This is a genomic window from Pelomonas parva (genome assembly GCF_043555835.1).
Taxonomy (GTDB): Bacteria; Pseudomonadota; Gammaproteobacteria; order Burkholderiales; family Burkholderiaceae_C; genus Pelomonas; species Pelomonas parva.
Window position 1 is genome coordinate 207,535 of the sequence record NZ_JBIGHV010000005.1, and the last position, 13,319, is coordinate 220,853.

Annotated in this window: 15 protein-coding genes; 3 read left to right on the forward strand and 12 right to left on the reverse strand. The window is 68.5% G+C overall.

Going from position 1 to position 13,319, the window contains the following annotated elements; genetic code table 11:
* Positions 1-38: 38 nt before the first annotated feature.
* The 3 genes from argG to ACG00Y_RS14765 are packed head-to-tail and all read right to left on the reverse strand — an operon-like array spanning position 39 to position 2,188.
* Complete coding sequence (argG, locus tag ACG00Y_RS14755; RefSeq protein ID WP_394480045.1) at positions 39-1,355, reverse strand: argininosuccinate synthase; 1,317 nt, start codon at positions 1,353-1,355, stop codon at positions 39-41.
* 12 nt (positions 1,356-1,367) lie between these two features.
* The gene (locus ACG00Y_RS14760) at positions 1,368-1,631 is read right to left on the reverse strand and encodes a GNAT family N-acetyltransferase (RefSeq protein WP_394480047.1); all 264 of its coding nucleotides are present in this window, start codon (positions 1,629-1,631) and stop codon (positions 1,368-1,370) included.
* The gene (locus tag ACG00Y_RS14765; protein WP_394480049.1) at positions 1,628-2,188 is read right to left on the reverse strand and encodes a YaeQ family protein; all 561 of its coding nucleotides are present in this window, start codon (positions 2,186-2,188) and stop codon (positions 1,628-1,630) included. The genes ACG00Y_RS14760 and ACG00Y_RS14765 overlap by 4 nt, the downstream gene beginning before the upstream one ends.
* 126 nt (positions 2,189-2,314) lie before the next feature.
* On the opposite strand from ACG00Y_RS14765, the gene ACG00Y_RS14770 reads away from it, so the two are divergent.
* The 3 genes from ACG00Y_RS14770 to ACG00Y_RS14780 all read left to right on the forward strand — a co-directional run bounded on the left by ACG00Y_RS14770 (position 2,315) and on the right by ACG00Y_RS14780 (position 6,390).
* On the forward strand, positions 2,315-2,980 hold the full coding sequence (locus ACG00Y_RS14770) for a hypothetical protein (RefSeq protein WP_394480051.1): 666 nt from the start codon (positions 2,315-2,317) through the stop codon (positions 2,978-2,980).
* Positions 2,981-3,064: 84 nt separating this feature from the next.
* Positions 3,065-5,116 (forward strand): M3 family metallopeptidase, encoded by a 2,052-nt coding sequence (locus tag ACG00Y_RS14775; RefSeq protein ID WP_394480053.1) that lies wholly within the window; start codon positions 3,065-3,067, stop codon positions 5,114-5,116.
* Entirely contained in the window at positions 5,113-6,390 is a 1,278-nt protein-coding gene (locus ACG00Y_RS14780) for a serine hydrolase domain-containing protein (protein ID WP_394480055.1), read from the forward strand. The genes ACG00Y_RS14775 and ACG00Y_RS14780 overlap by 4 nt, the downstream gene beginning before the upstream one ends.
* On the opposite strand, the gene ACG00Y_RS14785 is transcribed toward ACG00Y_RS14780, so the two are convergent.
* The 9 genes from ACG00Y_RS14785 to ACG00Y_RS14825 are packed head-to-tail and all read right to left on the reverse strand — an operon-like array spanning position 6,387 to position 13,306.
* A complete protein-coding gene (locus tag ACG00Y_RS14785; protein ID WP_394480057.1) occupies positions 6,387-6,755 on the reverse strand; it encodes a YbaN family protein in 369 nt (122 codons plus the stop codon). The two genes, ACG00Y_RS14780 and ACG00Y_RS14785, sit on opposite strands and share 4 nt — an antisense overlap.
* Positions 6,756-6,769: 14 nt before the next feature.
* Complete coding sequence (locus ACG00Y_RS14790) at positions 6,770-7,534, reverse strand: ABC transporter ATP-binding protein (protein ID WP_394480059.1); 765 nt, start codon at positions 7,532-7,534, stop codon at positions 6,770-6,772.
* 6 nt (positions 7,535-7,540) lie between these two features.
* Positions 7,541-8,656 carry a succinylglutamate desuccinylase/aspartoacylase family protein gene (locus ACG00Y_RS14795; protein WP_394480061.1) on the reverse strand — a complete coding sequence of 372 codons (1,116 nt, stop codon included), beginning with the start codon at positions 8,654-8,656 and terminating at the stop codon, positions 7,541-7,543.
* 2 nt (positions 8,657-8,658) lie between these two features.
* A complete protein-coding gene (locus ACG00Y_RS14800; protein WP_394480063.1) occupies positions 8,659-9,345 on the reverse strand; it encodes an ABC transporter permease in 687 nt (228 codons plus the stop codon).
* Entirely contained in the window at positions 9,342-10,034 is a 693-nt protein-coding gene (locus tag ACG00Y_RS14805) for an ABC transporter permease (protein WP_394480065.1), read from the reverse strand. Before ACG00Y_RS14805 ends, ACG00Y_RS14800 begins: the two co-directional genes overlap by 4 nt.
* 2 nt (positions 10,035-10,036) lie before the next feature.
* Entirely contained in the window at positions 10,037-10,813 is a 777-nt protein-coding gene (locus ACG00Y_RS14810; RefSeq protein WP_394480067.1) for a transporter substrate-binding domain-containing protein, read from the reverse strand.
* On the reverse strand, positions 10,813-11,589 hold the full coding sequence (locus ACG00Y_RS14815; RefSeq protein ID WP_394480069.1) for an ABC transporter substrate-binding protein: 777 nt from the start codon (positions 11,587-11,589) through the stop codon (positions 10,813-10,815). Before ACG00Y_RS14815 ends, ACG00Y_RS14810 begins: the two co-directional genes overlap by 1 nt.
* Before the next feature lie 26 nt (positions 11,590-11,615).
* Positions 11,616-12,572, reverse strand: coding sequence for an alpha/beta fold hydrolase (locus tag ACG00Y_RS14820; protein WP_394480070.1), 957 nt, complete (start codon positions 12,570-12,572; stop codon positions 11,616-11,618).
* Positions 12,569-13,306, reverse strand: coding sequence for a sulfurtransferase (locus tag ACG00Y_RS14825; RefSeq protein ID WP_394480072.1), 738 nt, complete (start codon positions 13,304-13,306; stop codon positions 12,569-12,571). Before ACG00Y_RS14825 ends, ACG00Y_RS14820 begins: the two co-directional genes overlap by 4 nt.
* Between the last annotated feature and the right edge of the window lie 13 nt (positions 13,307-13,319).

Consider the following 13,319-nt stretch of genomic DNA (forward strand, 5'->3'; position numbering starts at 1 on the left):
CTACTCGCTGCGCTCGATCGGTCTGTCCCGCAAGGGCTCTAGCTTTCCAGCTTGGGCAGCCCGCCACCGGCCAGCAGGCCCACGCCGGTGTAGACGCCCAGCTTGCCGCGCGTGTCGCTGATGTCGAGGTTGCGCATGGTCAGCTGGCCGATGCGGTCGGCGGGGCTGAAGGCGCCTTCGACCTTTTCCATGCTCAGGCGCTCGGGCGCATAGGTCAGGTTGGGGCTCTTCGTGTCCAGCAGCGAGTAGTCATTGCCGCGGCGCAGCTCGATGGCGACCTCGCCGGTGATGGCGCGGGCAATCCAGCGCTGGGCAGATTCGCGCAGCATGATGGCCTGCGGGTCGAACCAACGGCCCTGGTAGAGCAGGCGGCCGAGCTTGCGGCCGTTGTCGCGGTAGAGCTCGATGGTGTCTTCGTTGTGGATGCCGGTGACCAGACGCTCGTAGGCGATGTGCAGCAGCGCCAGGCCGGGGGCCTCGTAGATGCCGCGGCTCTTGGCCTCGATGATGCGGTTCTCGATCTGGTCGCTCATGCCCAGGCCGTGGCGGCCGCCGATGACATTGGCCTCGGCCAGCAGCGCTACCGGGTCGCGGTACTCGACGCCGTTCAGCGCGACGGGCACGCCCTCTTCAAACCGCACCGACACCGTCTCGGCCTTGACGACCACGTCCTCGCGCCAAAAGGCCACGCCCATGATGGGGTTGACGATCTTGATGCCGCTGTTCAGGTGCTCCAGGTCCTTGGCCTCGTGCGTGGCGCCCAGCATGTTGGAGTCGGTCGAGTAGGCCTTCTCGGCGCTCATCTTGTAGGCGAAGCCCTTCTCCGTCATGAAGGCCGACATCTCGGCGCGGCCGCCCAGCTCGTCGATGAAGGTCTGGTCCAGCCAGGGCTTGTAGATCTTCAGCGCCGGGTTGGTCAGCAGGCCGTAGCGGTAGAAGCGCTCGATGTCGTTGCCCTTGTAGGTCGAGCCGTCGCCCCAGATGTTGACGCCGTCGGCTTTCATCGCGGCCACCAGCATCGTGCCAGTCACGGCGCGGCCGATGGGCGTGGTGTTGAAGTAGGTGACGCCGGCCGTGCTGATGTGGAAGGCGCCGGCCTGCAGCGCGGCGATGCCTTCGGCCACCAGCTGCGCGCGGCAGTCCACGAGGACGGCCTTCTCGGCGCCGTACAGCATGGCCTTGCGCGGGATCTCGTCGTAGTCGGGCTCGTCGGGCTGGCCGAGGTTGGCCGTGTAGGCATAGGGCAGGGCGCCCTTGAGCTTCATCCAGTGCAGCGCGGCCGAGGTGTCGAGGCCGCCGGAGAAGGCGATGCCGACCTTCTGGCCGACGGGAACGGATTGCAGGATCGTGGACATGGTGAGGGTCTCTTAGACGAGGTTCTGCCACTCGGGGTGGCGCTGGATGTAGACGTGGACGTAGCTGCAGGCGGGCTGGACCTTCAGGCCTTCTGCCCGGGCCCATTGCAGGCCGGCTTCGACGAGCTTCGCTGCCAGGCCCTGGCCCTGGTAGGCCTGCGGTACGCCGGTGTGCGTGAAGACGACGCGGCCGGCCCCGAGCTGGTAGTCGAGCACGCTGACCGGCGTGGTCGGCAGCGTGAAGCGCTGGCGGTCGGGTTCGTGCTGCGGCGTCATTCGCTGGCCGTCTTCAGGGCAACGGGATGGATCTCGACCGAGGCACTGCTGGTCGACACATAGATGCTGCCGTCCTGGATGCTGATCTGCAGCTGCATGCTGCGTTCGGCCAGCGGGATCAGGGCTTGCGACTGCTCGGCAGGGATTTGCCAGACGGCCAGGCGCGGCGCGCGCGTCAGCTTGTTCTCAAGGCCGGCCCACCAGACCGGCGTGCTCGACGCGAAGCTGTAGACGCTGACGCGGCGGGCACGGCCGTGAGCCTTCATCAGGCGGCGCTCGTCGGGCTGGCCGAGGTCGATCCAGTGCTGCACCTCGCCCGTCAGGTCGAGCTGCCAGAGGTCGGGCTCGTCCACGTCGGACAGGCCCTTGGTGAACTCCAGCCGGCCGTTGAGGTCGTCCGCCGTCACGTTCAGTGCGTAGGCCAGAACGCGCACCATCATGCGTTCGTCGGTCTCGCTGGGGTGGCGGGCGATCGTGAGCGCATGGTCGCCGTAGACATGACGGTCCATGTCGGCGATCTGCAGCTGGGCTTTGTGGATGGTGGCTTTGAGCGCCATTCGGTGGAGATTCGGTGGAGGTACGAGGTGGTAACGAAGCGCAGCCCGCGATTATCGCGGTGAAGGGCTCGTGGCATCATGCCGCCTTCCGTTTTGAACCTTCGCAACCCGCGTTGCGCCCTCGTCATGAAACGCATTCTTCTCCCGCTGGCCCTGGTTTTCGCCGTCGCTGCCCAGGCACAGGTCATCAACAACCCCAAGGCCAAGGTCGATCCGAAGAACAACAAGGTCAGCAAGCCGGTCGTCGAGAAACCCAAGCCCAAGCTGATGTCTCGCGACGAGCTGCGCGCCTGCATCGACCAGCAGGAGGCCAACAGCAAGGAAGCGCTGGCCATCAAGGCAGAGCAGAGCGCGTTCGAGGCCAACGAGGAGAAGATCAGGGCAGAGAAGGTGACGCTTGATGCCGGCGAAGCGGCGCTGAGCAAGCAGGTCACCGAAGTGAAAGCCGAGCGGGATGCCATCCTGGCGGCTCATGCCGCGCTCACGGCTGAGGCACCCAAGCTGGCGAAGGCCGACCTGAAGACTCGCAACGAAGCGTACACGGCCCGCACCACGGCCTTCAATGCCATGTTCGAGGCCGCGAAGGCGGCCGAAGTCGAGCAGAACGCCAAGCGCAAGGCCTTCAACGAGAAGATCGATGCGCGGGACGCGCAGTTCAAGACGGTGAAAGAGCGCGAGGAAAAGTACTTCGACGCCGATGACAAGTGGAAGGCCGAGTGCCAGAACAAGGCCTACGACGAGAACGACGAGAAGGCCATCCGCAAGGAGAAGGCGGCCGCTGCCGACAAGTGACCCACGCCGTTCGCTGACCTGCACCACCAGCCGGGCCGCCCCCCACCAGGGAGCGGCCCTTCTTCATTGTTTCGGGAGATCCCCATGAACAACCCCAACCCGCTGCTGCAGGACTGGACCGGCGCCCACGGCCTGCCGCCCTTTGCCGACATCGCCCCCGGGCACTTCCAAGCCGCCTTCGACGCGGCGCTCGCCGAGCACCGCGCCGAGGTCGATGCGATCGCCGCTCAGGTCGAGCCGCCGAGCTTTGCGAACACGCTCGCCGCCTTTGATGCCAGCGGCCGCCGGCTCACCCGGCTGGAGCATTTGTTCTACACGCTGGCCGCCTCGGCCACGTCGCCCGAGCTGCAGGTCGTGCAGCGCGATCTGGCTGCGCCGCTGTCGGCGCACGGCAGTGCCGTCTACATGCATGCGGGGCTGTTCGCCCGCGTCGACGCCTTGTTCGAGGCGCGCGAGCGCCTGGGCCTGTCGGCCGAGCAGCGCCGCCTGCTGGAGCGTGTGCACCTGGACTTCCTGCGTGCCGGCGCGCGCCTGTCGCCCGAGGCCAAGGCCCGCTATGCCGCCGTCATGGCCCGGCTGGCCGAGCTGAACACCCGCTTTGCGCAGAACGTGCTGGCGTCCGAAAACGGCTACCAGCTGCGGCTGGCGGGCGAGGCGGATCTTGCCGGCCTGCCCGGCTTCGTGCGTGCTGCGGCCCGCCAGGCGGCCGTGGAGCGAGCGCTGGAGGAGGGCGTTCACGTCATCACGCTGTCGCGCTCGCTGATCGTGCCCTTCCTCTCTTTCAGCGCGCGGCGCGACCTGCGCGAGCAGGCCTGGCGCGCCTGGGTGGGCCGGGGTGACAACACGGGTGAAACGGACAACCGCGCCATCTGCCGCGAGATCCTCGAATTGCGCGCCGAACAAGCCGCGCTGCATGGCCATGCCTGCTATGCCGACTTCGCGCTGGAGGACACGATGGCGCGCAGCCAGGCAGCCGTGATGGGCCTGCTGGAGCGCGTCTGGCATCCGGCGTTGGCCGCACAGGCGCGCGAGCGCGAGGCCGTTCTCGGCGCCATGGCCGCTGTGGGAGCCACTCATGAACTCCAGCCCTGGGACTGGCGCTTCTACGCCGAGCAGGCCCGGCGCGCGCGCTTCGAGCTGGACGAGGCCGAGGTCAAGCCCTACTTCCCGCTGGAGCGCATGGTTGCGGCGATGTTCGACTGCGCCAGCCGCCTGTTCGGCCTGCAGTTCAAGCCACGACCGGACATCGCCGGCTACCACGCGGATGTGCGCGCCTACGAGGTGCTCAACGCCGACGGCTCCTTGCGGGGCCTATTCCTGCAGGACAACTTCGCCCGCCCGACCAAACGCAGCGGCGCGTGGATGAACGCGCTGCGCAACCAGAGCCGCGCGTTGGGCGCCACGCCCGTCATCCTGAACAACAACAACTTCGCGCGCGGTGCGGCGGGCGAGCCGACGCTGCTCAGCTTCGACGACGTGCGCACGCTGTTCCATGAGTTCGGCCACGGCCTGCACGGCCTGCTATCCAGCGTCGAGCACGAGCGCCTGGCCGGCACCCAGGTGCTGCGCGACTTCGTCGAGCTGCCGTCCCAGCTCTACGAACACTGGATGGCCGAGCCGCAGGTGCTGAAGACCTTCGCCCGGCATTGGCAAACCGACGAGCCGCTGCCCGACGCACTGCTCGCCAAGCTGCAGGCCGCGCGGCAGTTCGGCCAGGGCTACGAGACGCTGCGCTACACGGCCAGCGCGCTCGTCGACATCGCGGTGCACGCGTTGCCAGAAGCGCCAGCCGACGTGGTCGCCTTCGAGGCAGAGACGCTGGCGCAATGGCGGCTCCCGGCCGAGGTCGGCCTGAACCACCGGCTGACGCATTTCCAGCACCTGTTCAGCAGCGCGGGCTACGCGGCCGGCTACTACGTCTACCTGTGGGCCGAGGTGCTGGACTGCGATGCCTTCGACGCCTTCGTCGAGGCGGGAAGCGTGTTCGATGCCGACGTGGCGGCGCGGCTGCGCGAGTGCATCTACGCGGCCGGCAACAGCCGCGAGCCGGGCGAGGCCTTCCGCGCTTTCCGCGGCCGCGACCCGGTCGTGGAGCCCATGCTGAAGGACCGCGGCCTGCTGGAGCCGGCCGCTTGAGCCTGCGGCGGTGGCTGCTCGCAGCGGCCCTGGCCGGGCTGACTGCAGCGCACGCCGCCCCCCTGGTCGTGCCGGCGCGCATCGACGCCGCCTTGTCGGCCATGGTCAAGCGCGGCGAGCTGGTGGGCGTCACCGCCGTCGTCTATGAAGGCGGCAGCGAGGCCTATTTCGGCGCCTTCGGCCAGGCGGACCGGGAGGCCGACCGGGCGATGGCGCGTGACGCGCTGATGCAGATCCACTCGATGACCAAGCCCCTCACCGGCGTGGCGCTGATGCAGCTCTACGAGCTGGGCAGGTTCCAACTCGACGACCCGGTGGCCAAGTACCTGCCGGAGTTCGCGAACCCGCGGGTCTGGGTGGGCGAGGGGGCGGACGGCCAGCCCGTCACCGAGCCGGCCGCGCGCGCCATCACGATCCGCGACCTGGGCCGGCACACCAGCGGCATCGCCAGCGGCTTGGGCATGCCGCCCGCCCTGGAGCGCCACAACAACGCGCACTACCGAGGCATAGCCTGGACATCCGACCTGAGCGAACTGGTCGCCCGCACGGCCTTGGCGCCTCTGGTCGCGCATCCCGGTCGGCGCTGGACCTACGACCTGGCGACAAACGTGCAGGCCCGCCTGGTCGAGAAGCTGTCGGGCCAGCGCTTCGAGGACTACCTGCGCGACCACCTGTTCCAGCCCATGGGCATGGCCAGCACGCGCTTCCATGTCGCGCCCGACGCCGCCGACCGCGCCCGCTTCGCGCCCAGCTACGCCCGTGATGCGAACGGCCGGCTGCAGCGCATCCCCGATGCCCAGTCACGTGCCTACAACGACACCGACTGGCAGCTCAAGACCGGCACCACGGGTCTGGTGTCGACGCTGGACGACTACATGACCTTCGCGCGCATGCTGCTGGACGGTGGCGTGGCGCCCAACGGGACGCGGGTGCTGAAAGCGGAGACGGTCAAGCTAATGGCGACGGATGCGCTGCCGGCCGAGCTGACCGACCGCTCGTGGCTGCCCAGCAAGGGCAACGTCGGCTTCGGCATCAACGTCGGCGTGCGCGTCGGGCCGCCGCGCAACTCGGGCGAGTTCTCCGGCGCGCCGGGCGAGTTCTTCTGGGACGGCGCGGCCAACACGCTGTTCTGGGTCGACCCCAAGCACGGCATCGCGGCGGTGCTGTTCACGCAGTTCTACCCGCCGGGCGACGGCAAGCTGAACCGGGCTTTCCGGGACGCGGTCTATGCGGACGACGCCGAGGCCTTTGCCGGCAACAAGCCGAAACCTTAGTTTTCAGGCCGTCGCCACAGCCAGATCGCCACGGTGGCCATGATCGCCGGCACCCCCAGCTGCACGGCCAGCGGCACGGGCATGAACATCAGCATGACGGCGCTGCACGTCATCATGACGGTGGCCAGCCACTTGGCACGGCGTGGCACGGCGCCGTGGTCGCGCCAGCTGCGGATGTGGGGGCCGAAGTGGGTGTGGTTCAACAGCCAGGCCTCCAGCGCCGGCCAGCCCTTGCTCGCGGCCCAGGCGGCCAGCAGCAGGAAGGGCACGGCAGGCAGCAAGGGCAGCACCAGGCCCAGCATGGCGAGCACCAGGCTCAGTACCGCCAATGCGCGCCACAGCAACCGGACCAGCGCGCGATGCATGGCCTATTTCACGCCTACTTCAAGCCGCCGCTGAGGAACTGCTGCAGCCGCTCGCACTGCGGGCGCAACAGCATCTCCTTGGGGTTGCCTTCTTCCTCGACCTTGCCCTGATGCAGGAACAGGCAGTGGTTGGACACCTCGCGCGCAAAGCCCATCTCGTGCGTGACGACCACCATCGTGCGGCCCTCCGCCGCCAGGTCGCGCATCACCTTCAGCACCTCGCCGACCAGCTCCGGGTCCAGCGCCGACGTGGGTTCGTCGAACAGCATAACCTCGGGGTCCACGGCCAGCGCGCGGGCGATGGCGACGCGCTGCTGCTCGCCGCCCGACAGCTGGGCCGGGTAGACGCCGGCGCGGTGCGCCACGCCGACGCGGGCCAGCAGCGCCTGGGCGCGCTCGATGGCCTCGGCCCTGGGCTTGCCGAGCACATGGATCGGCGCCTCGATGACGTTCTCCAGCACCGTCATGTGGGCCCAGAGATTGAAGTTCTGGAACACCATGGCCAGCTTGGCGCGCCAGAGCTGGAGTTGCCTGGCCTCGCCGGCCTTCAGGCTGCCGTCGCGGTCGCGCACGAGCTTCAGGCTTTCGCCGCACAGGCTCAGCTCACCTTCGTTGGGCTGCTCCAGCAGGTTCAGGCAGCGCAGGAAGGTGCTCTTGCCCGAGCCCGATGAACCGATCAGCGTGACGACGTCGCCGCGGCTGGCGGCCAGCGAGATGCCCTTCAGCACCTCGCGCTCGCCGAAGCGCTTGTGGATGTTGGTGGCCTGGAGTTGGATCATCTTTTCTCAAGCTCCGAGCAACTTGCCGGTACGCAGGGCTTCGCGGCCGGCGACCTTGGCGACGCGCATGCCGGCGTTGGCAAAGCGCAGGAAGTCGCGCGCGAAGAACAGGCCGTCGACGGGGCTCTTCAGCTCAGTCACCTCGGCCGTGATCGGGTCGATGACATGGGCCAGCACCTCGCCGGCCTTGACCTCGGCGCCGACGTTCTTCAGGAAGGTCAGCACGCCGGGCACGGGCGACTTGATGGGCATGCTGCCGGCCAGCGGGCGGGCGTCGCCGACCGCGTCGGGCAGGGCCGGCTTGTCGCCCGCAATGAGGCCGCGCCAGCGCAGGAAGTCGACGATGTTCTTTGCGTCCGCAGCGGCCAGTTCATGCGTCACGTCGCAGGCGCCGCGCAGTTCCACGGTGACCGACAGGCAGGCCTGCGGGATGGGGAAGCGGCCGCCGAAGTGCCTGTCCCACTTCCACCAGACCTGCGAGCAGGCTTCATCAAACGGGTTGTCGCCCGAGTCCTGCGCCAGCAGCGTCAGGCGCGAGCCCAGGAAGCGCGCCAGCGGTTCGCAGTCGGGCCAGCAGGGCGTCTCGGTGTAAAGGTGCATCAGCGCCTGGGCGTCGCAGTGCAGGTCCAGCACGATGTCGGCGTCGCAGGACAGGCTCATCAGCGTGCGGCGCTGCGACTGCAGCTCGGTGTCGACCGGCGAGGCCAGCACGGCGGCCTTCAGCGCACGGCGCAGCAAGGTGACGTTGGCGGCGGCGTCCGCGCCCAGCTGCGACTCCACCGCCTGCGCGACGGCGGCGACCTGATCGGGGTAGTGGCGGTTGAAGTTCTCCCCCGACATCAGCTCGAAGCGGCCCAGGTGGGCGTGCAGCAGGAACTGGCTCAGGCCGATGGGGTTGGCCATCGGCACCAGGACGATCTCGCCGCTGATCTGGCCGGCCGCTTCCAGCGCGGCCAGTTGCTGGCGCAGGTGGTGGGCCACCAGCATGCCGGGCAGCTCATCGCCGTGCAGCGAGGCCTGGATGTAGGCCTTCTGGCCGCCGGTCTGGCCGTAGTGCAGCGAGACCAGTTCGCGCTGGGTACCCGGCGCGGGGGAGATCAAAGGGTGACGGATCACTTGCATGGTCAGCGGGACATCATGGGTTTCAGCCAGCGGTTCTCGGCCCAGCGAAACAGCCCAACCAGACTGAGCGTCAGCACGAAGTAGAAGGCGCCGGCCGTGATGAAGGCCTCGAACGGGACGTAGTACGTGGAGTTGACGAGGCGGGCGGTGCCGGTCAGGTCCATCAGCGTGACGACGCTGGCCAGCGACGTGCCGTGCAGCATGAAGATGGCCTCGTTGCCGTAGGCCGGCAGCGCGCGGCGCAGGGCGGCGGGCAGCACGATGCGGCGCAGCATCAGGCCCCGGCCCATGCCCAGCGCCTTGGCTGCCTCGATCTCGCCGGCCGGCAGCGCGCGGATGCTGCCGGCGATGATCTCGGTCGTGTAGGCCGCCGTGTTCAGCGTGAAGGTCAGCCAGGCGCAGAAGGTGGCCGACGACAGCCAGGGCCACGCCCAACTCTCGCGCACCGCGTCGAACTGCGCCAGGCCGTAGTAGCAGAGGAAGAGCTGCACCAGCATCGGCGTGCCGCGGAACACGTAGGTGTAGGCCCAGACCAGCCGCGAACCCCAGCCCTTGGAGACCGTGCGCACCAGCGCCAGGGGCACGGCCAGCAGCAGGCCGCTCAGCAGCGACAGCACCAGCAGCTTCAGCGTGATGCCTAGGCCGGCCACATACATCGGCAGGTTCTCGACGATGGCTTCAAAACTCACAGCCGCCCCTCCTTCACCCCGATGGCCAGCCGCTTCTGCGCCCAGGCAAAGCCCAGCTCCGACACGCTGGTGAAGACCAGGTAGATCAGCGCCACTGCGAGGTAGAAGCTGAAGGGCTCGCGCGTGTTGCCGGCCGCCTGCTGGCCACGCGTCATCAGGTCCGACAGGCCGATGACCGAGACGATGGCCGTGCTCTTGACGAGCACCAGCCAGTTGTTGGACAGGCCCGGCAGCGCATGGCGAAGCATCTGCGGCAGCGTGATGCGCCACAGCACCTGGCGCGGGCTCATGCCGAAAGCCAGGCCGGCCTCGCGCTGACCCGGCGGCACGGCGAGGAAGGCACCGCGGAAGGACTCGGTCAGGTAGGCGCCGAAGATGAAGCCGATGGTCAGCACACCCGCCACGAAGGGGTTGATGTCGATGTAGTCCTCATGGCCCAGCATCGGCGCCAGCGTGTTGATGGCGACCTGCCCGCCGTAGAAGACGAGCAGCATCAGCACCAGGTCGGGCACGCCACGGATCAGCGTCGTGTAGACGGTCGCCAGGCCTTGCGCCACGCGTGAGCGCGACAGCTTGGCCAGCGCGCCGGCCAGGCCCAGCACGATGGCGACGGCCAGGGACGACAGCGCCACGCCCAGCGTGACGGATGCGCCTTCGAGGAGGCTGGGAAGAAAACCGTGCAGCAACATGACTAGCGCTGTGAAACGAGGTCGAAGCTGAAATAGCGGTCGTTCAGCGCCTTCAGCGTGCCGTTGCGGCGCAACGCGGCCAGGGCATCATCGACCCGCTTGCCCAGCGTCGGGGCGTCTTCCTTGCGCAGGCCCACGCCGATGCCCTTGCCATAGTGGCGCTCGTCACGGCCGAAGTCCGGCCCGTGGAAGCCGAAGCCGCGGCCCTCGGCGTGGTTCAGGAAGCCGAACTGCGCGATGACGGCGTCCACCAGCGTTGCGTCCAGCCGGCCGGCCTTGAGGTCCAGGAAGACCTGGTCCTGCGTCGCATAGCGCAGCACCTGGCTGCCCTTGAACTGCTCGGCCAGGAAGCGCTCATGGATGGTGCCGCGCTCCACGCCGATGCGCCGACCCTTCAGCCCTTGCGCGCTGACGGTGAGCCCGGCGTTGCTGCGCATGACCATGCGCACCGGCGAGAAGTAGTAGGGCGACGAGAAGGCGATGAGCTGCTGGCGCTGCGGCGTGATCGACATCGAGGCCAGGATGGCGTCGATCTTGCGCGACTGCAGGGCGGGGATGAGGCCGTCGAAGTCCAGGATGACCGGCGTGACCTGCATCCCCATGTGACGACACAGGGCGTCGGCCACGTCGATCTCGAAGCCCTTGAGCTGGCCGTCGGTGCCGATCTCGCTGAAGGGCGCGTAGCCGACCGCAAAGCCGATGCGCAGCCGCTGCGGCGCCTGGGCGCGGGCAGCCGATGCAAAGGCCAGAGCGGCTGTCAGTGCGGCGCGCCGTCGCATCACTTCTTGGGCGAGATGTCGTAGTCGAAGTACTTGTCGGCCAGCTTCTTGAACGTGCCGTTGGCCTGCAGCGCATCGATGGCGGCGTTGAACTTCTTGCCCAGCGTGGCCTCGTCGGCCTTGCGCATGCCCACGCCGGTGCCGACGCCGAAGAACTTGTCATCGAGAACGTTGCCGCCGATGAAGGCGAAGCCCTTGCCCTCGGGCTTCTTCAGGAAGCCGAAGTCGGCGGCCGGCGAGTCCATCAGCGTGGCGTCGATGCGGCCGCTCTTCAGGTCCAGGAAGACCTGATCCTGGCTGCCGTAGCGCACGATGTCGCTCTGCTTGAAGGTGGCGGCGGCATAGGTCTCGTGCGTCGTGCCGCGCTGCACGCCGATCTTCTTGCCCTTCAGGCCGGCGGCGGTGGGCTCCAGCTTGGCACCGGCCTTGGCGACGAGGCGGGCCGGCGTGGCGTAGTAGGGCTTGGAGAAGGCGACCACTTTCTGGCGCTCGGTGGTGATGGAGACGCTGGCGAAGATGGCGTCCACCTTGCGTGACTGCAGCGCCGGAATGAGGCCGTCGAACTCCTGCTGCACCATGGTGCACTGGGCCTTCATCTCCGCGCAGTAGGCCTGCAGCAGCTCGATCTCGAAGCCCTTCAACTTGCCGTCGGGGCCGATCTCGGAGAACGGCGGGTAGGCGCCCTCGACGCCGATGCGCAGCTTCTTCCATTCGGGGGCCTGGGCCTGGGCCAGCGTGGCGGCCAGGGCCAGGGTGAACAGGGCGGTTTTCTTCATGTCGGACCTTTTGGGTGGGACGGTATTCAGCGGGTGACGGCAGGTAGCCAATCACGCAAGGCCGCAAGGGTAGCAGCCGGGTCTTCCTCCTGAGGCACATGGCCCAGGGCGGCAAACGTCACCAGGCGGCTGCCCGGGATGGCCTCGTGGAAGGCCTCGCCCCAGCGCGGCGGGATGAGCCGGTCCTTGCCGCCCCAGAGGATGAGCGTGGGCACCTTGATCTCGGGCAGGCGCTCGACCGGCCCTGGCGCGAGCTGGTCCATGCGGCGCATCAGCGCGACGCGGTTGCCCTCGCGCAGCGTCAGTTCGTAATAACGGTCCACCAGTGCGGCGGTGACGCGCGCCGGGTCGCCGTAGACGTCGATGACGCTCGCCTCGATGGCGCGGCGCGGCAGCAGCCAGCGCATGGGCTCGCGCAGCACCGGGATGCGGGCGATGCGAAAGCCCAGCGGCAGCGACTCGGGCACGAAGTCGTGGCCGGCGGCGTCGACCAGCACCAGGCCGGCCACGCGCGCCGGGTCGGCCAGCGCCAGCTGCCAGGCGATCTCGCCGCCCAGCGAATTGCCGCCGACGATGGCCCGGCCTATGCCCAGGCGGGACAGCAGGTTGCGCACGAAGGCGACGTAGCGGGCGTCGCTGTAGTCGCCGTCGGCGTTCGGCCCAGTCAGGCCGAAGCCGGGCAGGTCGAAGCTGATGACGCGGCGCGTTTCGCTAAGTTCCGCCACCCAGCCTTCCCAGGTGTGCAGGCTGGCGCCGGTGCCGTGGATGAGCACGAGGGGCAGCGGGTCGCTCGTTGGGCCCTGGTCGCGGTAGTGGACGAGCAGGCCGTCCACGTCGACGAAGTCCGACGGCGGCTGTGCCCAGCGCGGTATGAGGCTCTCCAGCGAGCGGTCCGGCGCCTTGCTGACGGCAAAACCCAGCGCCGCCAGCATCAGCAGGATGCCGACCAGCTTCAGCGCCACGTCACCGAAGCGGCTGCTCACGTGGGACTGAGATCCGCGTTGACGCCTCTGCGGTCATCGAAGACGAAGCAGTTGCCGTGGTAATGCTTGCCGCCCGTGTCCTCGAAGTACTTCAGGATGCCGCCGTCCAGCTGCCAGGCGGTCAGGCCCTGCGCCTCCAGGACCATGGCGGCCTTCTCGCAGCGGATGCCGCCGGTGCAGTAGCTCACCACCGTCTTGCCGGCCAGCTCGCCCTTGTGCGCCTCCAGCGCGGCCGGGAAGTCGCTGAACTTGTCCAGCCGCCAGTCGATGGCGCCGTTGAAGGCGCCCTGGTCGACCTCGAAGCCGTTGCGCGTGTCCAGCAGCACGACCTCGCGGCCGGCGTCGTCATGGCCCTGGTCCAGCCAGCGCACCAGCGTGGCTGGCGCCAGCGCGGGCGCGCGGGGCGCCTGGTCGGGGCGGACGGTGGGCCGGTTCATGCGGATGATCTCCGGCTTGACCTTGACCTTCAGCCGCTGGAAGGGCTGCACCTCGCTCCAGCTCTCCTTGGGCGTCAGCGTGGCGAAGCGGGCGTCGGCGCGCAGCTCGTTCACCCAGGCGTTGACGGCTGCGGCCGGCCCGGCCAGGAACAGATTGATGCCTTCTTCGGCGATCAGCACCGTGCCCTTGAGGTCCAGGGCGAGCGCCCGGGCCTCCAGGCGGTCGCGCAGCGCCGCCGTGTCGGCCAGCGAGACGAAGAGGTAGCAGGAGATGTTGAGGATGGGACCGGTCTGCATGGGGGGCGGATTA

Excerpts from the sequence above, each read along its gene's own strand:
- ACG00Y_RS14790 (WP_394480059.1), bottom strand. The coding sequence starts at position 7,534 with ATGATCCAACTCCAGGCCACCAACATCCACAAGCGCTTCGGCGAGCGC.
- ACG00Y_RS14810 (WP_394480067.1), bottom strand. The coding sequence starts at position 10,813 with ATGCGACGGCGCGCCGCACTGACAGCCGCTCTGGCCTTTGCATCGGCT.
- ACG00Y_RS14775 (WP_394480053.1), top strand. The coding sequence starts at position 3,065 with ATGAACAACCCCAACCCGCTGCTGCAGGACTGGACCGGCGCCCACGGC.
- ACG00Y_RS14765 (WP_394480049.1), bottom strand. The coding sequence starts at position 2,188 with ATGGCGCTCAAAGCCACCATCCACAAAGCCCAGCTGCAGATCGCCGAC.
- argG (WP_394480045.1), bottom strand. The coding sequence starts at position 1,355 with ATGTCCACGATCCTGCAATCCGTTCCCGTCGGCCAGAAGGTCGGCATC.
- ACG00Y_RS14760 (WP_394480047.1), bottom strand. The coding sequence starts at position 1,631 with ATGACGCCGCAGCACGAACCCGACCGCCAGCGCTTCACGCTGCCGACC.
- ACG00Y_RS14805 (WP_394480065.1), bottom strand. The coding sequence starts at position 10,034 with ATGTTGCTGCACGGTTTTCTTCCCAGCCTCCTCGAAGGCGCATCCGTC.
- ACG00Y_RS14795 (WP_394480061.1), bottom strand. The coding sequence starts at position 8,656 with ATGCAAGTGATCCGTCACCCTTTGATCTCCCCCGCGCCGGGTACCCAG.
- ACG00Y_RS14815 (WP_394480069.1), bottom strand. The coding sequence starts at position 11,589 with ATGAAGAAAACCGCCCTGTTCACCCTGGCCCTGGCCGCCACGCTGGCC.
- ACG00Y_RS14825 (WP_394480072.1), bottom strand. The coding sequence starts at position 13,306 with ATGCAGACCGGTCCCATCCTCAACATCTCCTGCTACCTCTTCGTCTCG.
- ACG00Y_RS14770 (WP_394480051.1), top strand. The coding sequence starts at position 2,315 with ATGAAACGCATTCTTCTCCCGCTGGCCCTGGTTTTCGCCGTCGCTGCC.
- ACG00Y_RS14785 (WP_394480057.1), bottom strand. The coding sequence starts at position 6,755 with ATGCATCGCGCGCTGGTCCGGTTGCTGTGGCGCGCATTGGCGGTACTG.